Genomic DNA, 12,670 nt, shown 5'->3' on the forward strand with positions numbered 1-12,670 from the left:
ACCTGTCTCCCGCTCCTTAATCTTCTCGTCATGCCCGTCCGCCGCATCACCCTCGCCTCCGCTGTTCGCCGCTTTCGCGCCGAGGCCGACTGGTGCCTGCGCGTCGTGCTTTCCGCCGCGCTGGGTTGCGCGCCGCTTTCGTTGCGCGCCGGCGACCCCGGTCCGCAGGGCAACGTGGTGGCCGGCGACGCGACCTTCAACCATCAGGACAACTACACGGGCATCCGCGCCTCCGACGGCGCGATCATCGAATACGACAAGTTCAACATTCCCGAAGGCTACACGGTGGAGTTCATCCAGCCGCATGAACTGGCGCGCGTGCTCAACCGCGTGACCGGAGCGGACCCCTCCTCGCTGCTGGGCAATCTTCGCGCCAACGGCATCGTGTATTTCGTCAATCCGGCCGGCATCTATTTTGGGAAGAACGCGGTCATCGACGTGGGGCAGATTTACGCCGCGGCCGGCTCGCTCTCGAACAGTGATTTTCTTTCCCGCAACGACAACTTCACCCGCCTCGCCGGCGAGATTGCGAACGACGGCGCGATCCGCGCCGGTGCCATCCACCTCGTCGGGCAGACGGTGCGCAACGCCGGCGTGCTCTCCGCGCCCGCGGGTCTCGTGATGTTGGCCGCCGGCGACGACGTGCTGATCGGGCGTCGCGGCGAGCACGTCTTTGTCAACGCCACCGCGACCTCCCGCGCGCAGGCGCCCGGCGGCGCTCCCGGCGTGGAAAACACGGGGCGCGTCGAGTCTGCGCGCGCTCTGCTGGCCGCCGGCGACCTGTATGCGATGGCCGTGAAAAACTCCGGCGTGATCAAGTCCCGCGACGTCCGGCTGGAAGGGCAGGGGGGCGGCGAGGTCTGGAACACCGGCACCATCGACGCCGCCAACGCCGCCGGACTTGGCGGTCGCGTGGAAATCACCGGCCGGCACGTTGGCCTCGGCGGGAACTCGCTGATCGACGCCAGCGGCGCGACGGGTGGCGGCGAAATCCTTGTCGGCGGCGACTACCAGGGGGCGAACGCCGCCGTGCGCAACGCCGAGGCCGCCTACGTGGCCGAGGGTGCCACGCTCCGCGCCGACGCCACCGCCGACGGCGCCGGCGGCAAGGTCGTCGTCTGGGCCGACGACACCACGCGCTTTTTTGGCAACATCTCCGCCACCGGTTTCTCCCACGGCGGCGTCGCCGAGGTCTCCGGCAAAAAATCCCTCCTCTACGCCGGCCTCGCCGACCTCCGCGCCGCCAGCGGCCTGGCCGGCACGCTTCTCCTCGACCCCGACAACCTCACCATCTCCAGCGGCGCCGATACCTCCACCAACACCTCCGGCACCTTCACCGCAGGCGGCGACGGCGACTACATCCTCAACCTCACCACCCTCTACACCCAGCTCGGCCTTTCCAACGTGGAGGTGAAGACCCTCACCGGCGACATCATCGTGGCGGATGCCATCAACCATATCGCGAACGCGAACAGCCTCCTGCTGAACGCCGGCAACGACCTCAACATAAACGCCTCCATCACCCTCGCGGGCGCACTTTCCCTGCGTGCCGGCTCGGGCCTGATAAACGTCGGCGCGGGCGGCGGCACTTTCACCGTCGGCAGTCTCGCCGCCGCCACCGGCACGATGCGCGGCACCGGCGCCAATGCTCTGGCGATCAACACCAGCGGAGCCGCCGGCACCGGGCGAAACGGCGGCGCCGTCACGATTGGCGGCATCGAAAACTTCTCGTCCCTCACCGCCAACGCCGACGGCGGCAGCGGAGCCGCCGGAGTCGCGGGCGGCAACGGCGGCGCTGTCACGCTGACCGTCACCGGCACGATTTCGGGCAACATCGACATCCGCGCCCACGGCGGCAGGGGCGGCGACGGCACGACCAGCGTCACCTCGCCCACCGGCGGTGGCGGCGCGGGCGGTTCCCAAGTTAATAATAGTTCATACGGAGGCGGCGGCGGGGGTGCTGGCGGTGCTGCGGGTAATGCCGGCGTCAATGGAGGCAACGGCGACAACGATGCCGTGGGTAGTGATAACTGGGTCGTGGCTGGAGGTGCGGGAGGAAAGGGCGGAACTGCCGGCGGGGCCGGCGGCAACGGCGGCGCGGTCAGCCTGACGTTTGCCGAGTCCGCTCGCGTTGGCGGCGCCATCACTCTTGCGAGCAATGGCGGCGGCGGTGGCGCTGGAGGCAACGGCGAGAATGGAGGTGATGGAACTTCTGGCGGCGGTGGCACCGGCGGCGGTGGCGGTGGTGGCGGCGGCGGCGGCGGTCATGGCGGAGCAGGCGGCAGCGGCGGGACGATCACGGTGACGTTTCCCGCGACAGTACCGGTCTCGACAGGCAATATCTCCTTGGTCAGCGTCGGAGGGAACGGCGGCAAGGGTGGGAACGGCGGCAAAGGCGGGAACGGCGGCAACGCGTCCAGTTACTTGGCGTACAACGGTGACGGCGGCAGTGGCGGCGGCGGCGGCAAGGGCGGCGATGGTCGCAATGGCGGGAATGGCGGCGGCATTACTATTACCGGCAAGGCCGCTGGCAACCAGTCGCTCACAGCCACAACCGGTGCCGGGGCGGGAGGCTCCTCGGGCATTGGGGGCATGGCTGGAAGCGGAGGCAGCGCGACCGACGCTGGCGCGACCAGTGGCGATCCGGGCAATGCTGGCACCGCCGCCGGTGGCGGCGCCTCCGGTGTTGGCGGCGCCATGGGTGGCATCACCCTGCAAAACCTCGAACTCTCCACCGCGGGCTCGCAGACGTATGACAGCAATGTCGCCATCAGCGGCAGCGTCGCGCTCGCCACGGGCGCCACGGGCACTATTGCCTTCGCCGGAAATGTCGCCCCCGGCGCGGGCCCCGCGCCGTCGCTCACCATCGCGGGCGCGCGGGAAATTTCGTTCGGCGGCGCCCTCGGCAACTCCGGCGGCACCGGCTTCGAGTCCATCAGCGTCACCGGCTCGCTCGTCAAGCTCGGCGGCAACACCGCCTTCACCACCACCGGTGATCAGCTCTGGTCGGGCAGCCTGCAATTCACGGGCAACTCCTTCACCGCCCGGGCCGGCGGCGACCTCGTTTTTGACGGCGGCATCAACAACACCGGCCTCGCCCTCACCTTGGACGGCGACGCCGTCACGCTGCTCCGCGACCTCAACATCGCGTCCGTCGCCGTCACCGGCACGAACGGCATCGCCGTCTCCGGCGTCTCCATCACCACGGCGAACGCGCAGACCTACAACCAGTCCGTCACCCTCGCCGGCGACGTTACCTTCGCGTCCACCGTCGGCGGCATCACATTCGCCGCAGGCATCGTCAACCCCGGCGCGGGCGACCTCGCCATCAAGTCCAACGGCAGCATCCAGCTCGGCGGCGGGGCTTCGCTGGCGGACGGCGACATCAGCCTGACCGCGACCACGGGCAACATCGTTTCCAACGCCCAGATCACCGCCGTCGGCGGCTCCTTCTCCGCCACCGCCGCCACCGGCGCCATCACCCTCGGCGGCGTGCTCACCGGCTCCTCGCAAACCTACGCCGCCCGGAGCTTCACCGGCACCGGCCTGCTCCAAACCCTCGACGCCGGCGCGGGCATCGCCATCAACGCCACCGCCGGCAACATCACCCTTTCCGGCGTCGGCGGCATCGACTCTGCCGGCGCGTTTTCCGCCACCGCCTCCGGTGCGTTCAATGCCGCCACCGCCGCCAACACCATCACCGCCGCCGGCAACATCGGCGTCACCGCCGGTTCGATGACCTTGGGCGCGGAGGTCCGGTCCACCGGCGGCGACATCGCCCTGCGTTCGGACTCCGGCAACATTGCCCTCTCCGGCGGCAGCCTCATCGACGCGGCGGGTGTGTTCTCCGCCACTTCCTACGGTGCCTTCGCCACCGCCACCGCCGCCAACACCATTGATGCCGGTGGCAACATTTCCATCACCGCCCGCGGCAACGTTTCCCTCGCCGGCGACATCACTTCCGATGCCGGCGGCATCGCCCTCACCTCGTCCAACGGCGGCGTCTCCTTCGTCAACGCCACATCCTTGCTCGGCGCGCAAACCCACACCGCGCGCAACGGCGGCATCACCTACACCGGCACCGCCAGCGGCGCGTCCGTCGCGTTCGACACCGGCGGCCTCCTCACCCTCGGCGCGCTGATTTCCGGCACCGACATCAGCATCACCGCCGGCTCGCTCAACATCACCAACCTGCTCCAGACCGCCAACGCCGCCGCCGGCGACATCACTCTCAACGCCACCGCCGGCGACATCACCCTTTCCTCCGGCGGTCGCATCGACGCCGCCGGGACGTTCACCGCCACCACCAGCGGCAACTTCACCACCGGCGGCGCCGGCAACACCATCACCGCAGGCGGGGACGTTTCCCTGTTTGCGAATGCACACATCATCCTGAACGGCGCCGTCACCGCCGCCGGCGGTGTGGCGCTGGAAAACCTCCTCGGCCACATCACCCTCAACGCCCCGCTCACCGCGCGCGGCGGCGACATCGGCATCACAAGCGAGCGGGGGCTCATCACCGCCGGCGCCGCCGTCAGCGCCACCGCCGGCGCCGTCACGATGACCAACCGCGAAGGCAATATCATCGTCGGGGACGTCGCCTCCGGCAGCGCGCAAGCCTACCACGCCGGCAATAACTTCACCGGCACCGGCCTCCTCCGGACCACCGCCTCCGGGGAGGGTATCACCATCGAAACCGGCGGCTTGGTCGAGGGCGGCATCGCCTTCACCGGCAACGGCGCGGTTGACTCCTCCGGCGCGTTCTCCGCCACCGCCGCGGGCGGTTTCGCCACCGCCGGCGCGGCCAACACCATCACCGCCGCCGGGCCGGTCGGCATCCGCGCCGACGGCTCCGGCGGCATCGCCCTCGCCGGCGCCGTCACCTCCGCGGGCGATTCCATCCTTCTCACCGCGGCCAACGGCGGCATCATCGCCTCCTCTTCCCTCACCGCCGCCGGCGCGCTCACCGCCGTCTCCGGCTCCGCGCTCACCGTTGGCGCGGTCACGACCGCCGGCTCGCAGTCCTACACCTATTACGGCGCGTTCACCGCCACCAGCGGCACGCTTCGCACCACCGGCGCGGGCTCGGGCATCGGGCTCAGGCAGATGGTCAAGGCGACAAACGACGCCTACACTGGCGACATCGCCATCAAGGACGCGGACACGGCGGGCGCCTTTTCCGCGACCGGCGGACGCTTTACCCTGCTCACCGGCGGCACGCTTCGCGCGGGCGGCGACGTTGCCATCTCCAATCCCGTGCCGTCCGGCTACACCTATGCCGACAGTTGGTTCACCGCCATCGACGGCGACATTGTCTCGACCGGCGGCGGCGTCCGTCTCGTGAGCGGGCGCGGCGTCCTCAACCTCAACGGCTCCATCACCTCCCGCGGCGCCCAGTATTACGAGTCGTGGAAGACCGCCGCCACCGGCACCTTCGTCACCACCGACCCCGGCACGGGCGACATTTCCTTCAACTACAACGGAAGCTGGGCCGGCCCGAGCCTCGATTTCGCGGCGACAACGCGCGTGGACGCCGCGCGCGACCTCCTCATCACTTACCCAAGCTCCAGCAGCGGCACCATCACGCTGCCCGCCGGCGCCTACTTCCGCGGCGGCAACTCCATAAAACTCCACATCCCCGCAGTCTCCGCCATCCGCCTGCTGGCCGACCTCGTGGCCGGCGACGGCGGCATCGACCTCAGCTCCAACGGCAGCCTCACCCTGGCCAACGTCACCACCACCGGCACGCAAAGTTTCCGGGCCGGCGGCATCACCCTCACCGGCACCCTCGGCGGCACCGGCGACATCCTCCTCCGCGCCAGCGCCGGCAACATCACCTTCGCCGGCCCCGACGCCATCGTCAGCACCGGCGGCAACTTCACCGGCTCCACCGTCGGCAACTTCCTCACCGGAAACGCCGCCAACACCATCGCGGCGGACGGCGGCATCAGCATTTTCGCCGCCGCGATGAGCTTGCGCGGCGCCGTCACCTCCACCGCCGGCGACATCGCGCTCACCGCCGCCGCTGGAGACATCTCCGTCGCCGCGCAACTCACCGCCGCCGCCGGCAGCCTGACGGCCACCGCTGCGAACGGCGCCATCACCGTCGGAGACGTGCAGACCGGCGCGGGTCAAACCTACGCCGCCGCCGGCTTCACCGGCACCGGTCTGCTCAAAACCACCGGCGCGGGCGCGGGCATCGCAATCAACGCCACCAACGGAAACATCCTCCTCTCCGGCACCGGCACAGTTGACTCCGCCGGCGCGTTTTCCGCCACCGCCGCGGGCAATTTTACCACCGCCGGCGCGGCCAACACCATCGCCACCGCCGGCGCCGTCAGCATCCGCGCGGACGGATTCGGCGCGGGCATCACCCTCAATGGCGCGCTCGCCTCCGCCACCGGAGGCGTCACGCTGCGCGCCGCCGGCAGCCTCACCGCCAACGCGCCCATCACCTCCTCGCTCACCGGCACCGACGGCGTCAGCCTCACGGCGGCCGACGGCATGCTCCGGATCTCCGATGTCGCCAGCGGCGGCGCGCAGGATTATTACGGCTGGTTCGGCGTCATCGTCGGCGGCTCGCTCAAGACCCTCGACGCCGGCGCGGGCGACATCGCCCTCGCCGCCGGCAGCGGCGACCTGGCCATTTCCGGCTCCGGGCTGGTTGACTCCGCCGCCGGCCTCACCGCCCATGCCGACGTCGGCTCGCTCGTCACCGCCGGTTCCGCCAACACCCTCTCCGCCGCCGGCGACATCACCCTCGCGTCCGGCAACGACATCGAGCTCAACGCCGCCGTCGTCTCCGCCACCGGCAACATCGAGCTCGACGCCGCCACCGGAAACATCCTCGCCAACGCCCGGCTCACCGCCGCAGGCTCTCTTTCCGCCACCGCCGCGAACGGCTCCATCACCGTCGGCGACGTGCTCACCGGTTCCTCGCAAACCCATGCCGCCGTCGGCTTCACCGGCACCGGCCTCCTCAAAACCACCGGCGCGGACGCCGACGTGCTCATCGACGTGACCGGCGCGGCGCAGTTCTCCGGCTCGGGTCGCGTCGAGTCCGCGCGCGACATCGGCATCGCCGCCGGCTCGTTGCTCACCGCCGGCACGCTGAACACTCTCACCGCCTGGCGCGACATCGTGCTCGGTGCGGACGGCGACATCACGCTGCGCGGCGACCTCGCTGCCGCGTCCGGCGGCTCCGGCGGCATCACCGCCACCGCGACCAACGGCAGCCTCGACGCCGGCCCCATCGCCGCCACCTCCGACGGCGACCAGTCCTATGCCGCCGGCGGCGACCTCGTCCTCCCCGGTGACATCGTCACCGGCACCGGCGGTCTCACGGCTTCCGCCGGCGGCGACCTCACGCTGCGCAACATCACCGGCGGCAAGTCGCTCGGCTTCTCCGGCTCCAATATCTTCGTCACCGGCACCCTCAAGACCACCACCGTCGCTGGCGACGTGACCCTCGCCGCCTCGCACAGTATTGCGTTTCTGGATACGGGCAGCGGCGCCGGCGCGCTCGACGCCGCGGGTGCGTTCACGGCAGACTCCGGCTGGTTCTCCACCGGGAGCGCCGCGAACACCCTCGCCGCCGCCGGTGCCATCGCGATCACCGCCACGCTCGGCGACATTATGCTCAACGGCGCGGTTGCCAATACCGACGGCGGCATCGCGCTGACCTCGCGTGCCGGCGACATTTTCGCGACCGCGCAACTCACCTCCGCCAACGCCGGCCTCGCCGCCACCGCGACCGCCGGGGCCGTCACGCTGGCCGGCGTGCAAACCAGGACCGCGCAGCGCTACACCGGCGCGAGTTTCACCGGCACCGGCTTGCTCAAGACCACCGACGCCGCGACCGGCGACATCGTGTTCGACATCACCAACGGCGCGACGCTTTCCGGAGCGGATGGCCGCATCGACGCCGCCGGCAAACTCACCGCCGATGTTGGCGCGTTCGCGACCGCCGGCACGGCGAACACCGTCACGACCGGCAGGGACATCGCCATCACGGCAACGACCGGTGACATCATTTTCAACGGCGCGGTGACATCCGCGACCGGCGGCATTGTGCTGGCTGCGACTCTCGGCGATATTCTTTCCACCGCGCAACTCACCGTTGCAGCCGGCAACCTCGCCGCCACTGCGACCGCCGGGGCGATCACGATTGGCGGCGTGCAAACCAGCGGCGCGCAGAACTACACCGCCGCGAATTTCACCGGCACCGGCCTGCTGAAAACCACCGATGCCGCCACCGGCGACATTATGTTTAACGTCACCAACGCGGCGCGGCTCGACGGCGTGGATGGCCGCATTGACGCCGCCGGACGGCTCACCGCCGTTGCCGGCTCGTTCACCACCGCCGGCATGGCCAACACAATTACGACCGGCGACGCCATCGCGCTCACCGCCACCACGGGCGATATTACTCTTCACGGCGCGGTCGCCAACACCGACGGCGGCATCGCGCTGACCTCGCTCGCAGGCAACATTCTCGCGACCGCGCAACTCACCTCCGCCAACGCCGGCCTCGCCGCCACCGCGACCGCCGGGGCCGTCACGCTGGCCGGCGTGCAAACCAGGACCGCGCAGCGCTACACCGGCGCGAGTTTCACCGGCACCGGCTTGCTCAAGACCACCGACGCCGCGACCGGCGACATCGTGTTCGACATCACCAACGGCGCGACGCTTTCCGGAGCGGATGGCCGCATCGACGCCGCCGGCAAACTCACCGCCGTTGCCGGCTCGTTCACCACCGCCGGCGCGGCCAACACAATTACGACCGGCGACGCCATCGTCCTCACCGCCACGCTCGGCAACATTGTGCTCAACGGCGCGGTCGCCAACACCAGCGGCGGCATCGCGCTGACTTCGCGTGCCGGTGACATTCTCGCGACCGCGCAACTCACCTCCGCCAACGCCGGCCTCGTAGCCACCGCCACTGACGGGGACATCACGCTGGCCGGTGTGCAAACCAAGACCGCGCAGCACTACACCGCCGCGAGTTTCACCGGCACGGGTTTGCTCAAGACCACCGATGCCGAGACGGGCGACATCGTGTTCGACATCACCAACGATGCGCAGCTTTCCGGAGCGGATGGTCGCATCGACGCCGCCAGCAAACTCACCGCCGATGTTGGCGCGTTCGCGACCGCCGGCACGGCGAACACCGTCACGACCGGCAGGGACATCGCCATCACGGCAACGACCGGTGACATCATTTTCAACGGCGCGGTGACATCCGCGACCGGCGGCATTGTGCTGGCTGCGACTCTCGGCGATATTCTTTCCACCGCGCAACTCACCGTTGACGCCGGCAACCTCGCCGCCACTGCGACCGCCGGGGCGGTCACAGTTGGCGGCGTGCAAACCAGCGGCGCGCAAAATTATACCGCCGCGAACTTCACCGGCACCGGCCTGCTGCAAACCACCACCGCCGCGACCGGCGATATCGTGTTTGAGATCACCAACGATGCGCAGCTTTCTGGCGCGGATGGCCGCGTCGAGTCCGCGCGCGGGCTGACAGTGACCGCCGGCTCATTCACGACCGCCGGCACGGCGAACACGCTTGCCGCCGGGCAGGCCGTCGCGCTCACCGCGGCCACTGGCGGCATCGCGCTCAACGGTGCGGTGGCCAACATCGCCGGCGGCATCACGCTGGCCGCCCTCAACGGCGACATTCTTTCCACCGCGCAAATCACCTCCGTGAACGCCGGCCTCACCGCCACCGCGACAGCCGGCGCGATTGCGCTCGCCGGCGCGCAAACCAGGACCGCGCAAACCTACACCGGCGCGAGCTTCACCGGCACCGGCTTGCTCAAGACCACCGACGCCGCGACGGGCGACATCGCTTTCAACATCACCGACGTCGCCATACTCTCCGGCGCGGATGGTCGCATTGACTCAGCGCGCGGGCTGACGTTCACCGCAGGCTCGCTTGTCACCGACGGTGCGGCCAACACGCTCACCGCCGCGCGCGCCATCGCGCTCACCGCGGCCACCGGTGGCATCACGCTCAACGGCGCGGTCGTCAACGCCGCCGGCGACATCACGCTCACGGCGGCGGACGGTGTTTTCGCCACCGCGGCCATTTCCGCCGCAAACGGCTCGGTTGACGTTTGGGCGAAGGGCGCGGCCGGCATCGCGCTCGTCAACGTCGCCAGCAGCGGCAGCCAGCACCTCGTCGCCGACACCGGCGGCATCGCCGTCACCGGACTGCTCGACGCGGGCGGCGACCTCGTCATCAGCGCCACCGCCGGGGCGGTGGAGTTTTCCGGCGGCGGCGTCATCGATGCGCGCGGCCTGTTCACCGCCGGCGCGCTTTCCTTCGCCACCGCCGGCACGGCCAACACCATCGCCGCCGGCCAGTCCGCCGTCATCACCGCCTCGTCGGGCGACATCACGCTCAACGGCGCGCTTGTCTCCGGCTCGGGCGGCATCGCGCTCGCCACCACCGCCGGCGGCGGCGTGGCGCTCACCGCGCGCGTCTCGGCGGATGCCGGCATGGTTGACATCGGCACCACCGGCACGGGCGGCATTTCCGTCGTGGATGTTTCCAGCGCCGGGCGGCAAAACTACGTCACCACCGGCGGCGACATCACGGTGAGCGGCCTGCTCCGGCCCGCCACGGCGGGCGCGGGCATCGTCTTTTCCACGACGACCGCCGGCATCGCGGGCATGACCACCATAAAATCCGGCGCGGCGGTCGAGCTTTCCAACGCGGAGCTTTTGGTCAGGGGCGGCTTCACCCTGGAGGCGGGCGGCGGCGTGAGGGCGCAAAACGGCGTGTTCATCGACGCGGCGGGCCGCGAGGTGATTCTCGGCGCGCTGCTCGGCGGCGCGTCGGGCGTGCTCGACACCATCAACATCGCCGGCGCCGGCTCCATCGGCACCGTCGGCATCGAGACCACCGGCACGCAGTTCCTCGGCACCGAGGGCGGCGACATCGAGGTCACCGGCCTGCTCAAGTCCGCCGCCTCCGGCGCGGCCATCCAGTTCATGACCGCCGGCGCGGGCGACGCCACGGTCGGCATGGCCACCGTCCGCTCCGGCGGCGGCATCGAGGTCGCCAACGGCTCGCTCGATGTCATCGGCGGACTGACGATGGAGACCGGCGCCACGTTGCGCGTCGGCGGCGCGGACGGCGTGGACATCGACGGGCGCGGGCGCGCCGCGGCGTTTCACATCGCGCTCGGCGGCGCCGGCAACGAGCTTTCCAAAATCCGCATCCGCAACGCCGGCGACATCCTCCTCTCCGGAGTCACCACCACCGGCGACCAGTTCTACCACTTCGACGACGGCGCGGCCATGCGGCTCGACGGCGCGCTCATCGCCACCGGCACCGGCTCCATCACCATCACCAACGACCGCGTCACTCACGCCGACTGGGCGACCATTTTTTCCACCGCCCCCGGCGGCATCCACATCGAGACCGTCAGCGGCGACATTCACGTGAGCGAGTTCAACACCATGCTCTCGTTTGACAATGGTCAGCCCGACTTGGCCGCCGGCGACATTTTTATCAAATCCACGCAGGGCGCGGTGGCGGTTTCCAACATGATCGCCTCGCACAAAATCGAGCTCACCGCCTCCCCGGTGAATGGCAAGGGCCTCACGCTGCTCGGCACGCACTACCAGGCCGGCACCATGTATTGCTACGCCATCTATAACGGCGAGCAGGCTTTCATCCCGACCGCCAGCTTCTTCGTGCCGAACAATCCCACGCTCATCATCACCGGCAAGAACGAGGCGCGCATGCCCTGGCTCACCCAAATCAGGCTGCACGCCTATCTCGACGGCGCCTTCTCCGAGGCGACCGGGCGCGTCGTCCCCGAGCTGTTTTCCCTGGTCTCCGCCGACTTGACGCCGTGGGACAGCATCTTTCACGGCGGGCTCTACTATGGCTCGACGTATCCCGGCTGGCTTATCGCCTCCGCCGATGCCATCCAGAACACTGTTGCCTCCAACCCCTATGAGCGGGCCCTCGAACTCGCCGCCCTGGAGGAAAACATGCAGGCCGCCCTCGCCTCCTTCATGTCCGACACCGACACCGCGAACCGCATCAGCGGCGCCACCCGCGACGAGCTTGTGAGCGTCGGCATTTTCTCCCGTCGCCCCACCGCCGGCGAGCACCTCTCGCGCACTCACTACCGCGGCCTCTTCCAGCAAATCATCCAAAGCGAGGACCGCACGCCCGAGATGTTTCTCGTGGTGGACGGGCGCATCTCCGAGGCCAATGCCCGCACCGCCGTCGAACTTTACCACAACACCTTCATGCGCCGGGGCGACGATGGTTCGCTCGTCTCCCGCGTGCCCGAGATTCAGGCCGCGCTCCAGGCCTGCATTCGCGTCTTCCGCGCCGAAAACAGCGGCGCCGATCCGTCGGAGTTCGCCGGCTATGTCCGCGGCCGCGCCGCCGGCAACGCCGACGCCGCCCTCGTCTGCGAGTTCATCGACGGCACCCGGCGCCTCTTCGGGCACATCAGCGGCATCGGCCTGACGCGCAACGAAATCGCCGCCGCCAAGTCCGTCCTCATTCGCCCGCTGCGCGCCCCCGGCCTCCCGGCCGGTGCCATTCGCGACCTCATCGAGCCGCCCGCCACCGCCACCGCGCGGGCTCCTCTCCCCGGTCAACCCGTAATCCTCAGCCAGAACGTCACCGCCTACTGAC

The 12,670-nt window shown here is 69.7% G+C and carries 1 protein-coding gene; it reads left to right on the plus strand.

Annotated features, from left to right (window positions below; genetic code table 11):
* Window positions 1-30: 30 nt before the first annotated feature.
* Window positions 31-12,669 (plus strand): filamentous hemagglutinin N-terminal domain-containing protein, encoded by a 12,639-nt coding sequence (locus OH491_RS02080; protein ID WP_342750842.1) that lies wholly within the window; start codon window positions 31-33, stop codon window positions 12,667-12,669.
* The last annotated feature ends 1 nt before the right edge of the window (window position 12,670 follow it).

The sequence above is a fragment of the Termitidicoccus mucosus genome, assembly GCF_038725785.1.
GTDB lineage: Bacteria > Verrucomicrobiota > Verrucomicrobiia > Opitutales > Opitutaceae > Termitidicoccus > Termitidicoccus mucosus.

Bases quoted from the DNA above. Each gene is read 5' to 3' on its own strand.
- OH491_RS02080 (WP_342750842.1), top strand. From the start codon at position 31: ATGCCCGTCCGCCGCATCACCCTCGCCTCCGCTGTTCGCCGCTTTCGC.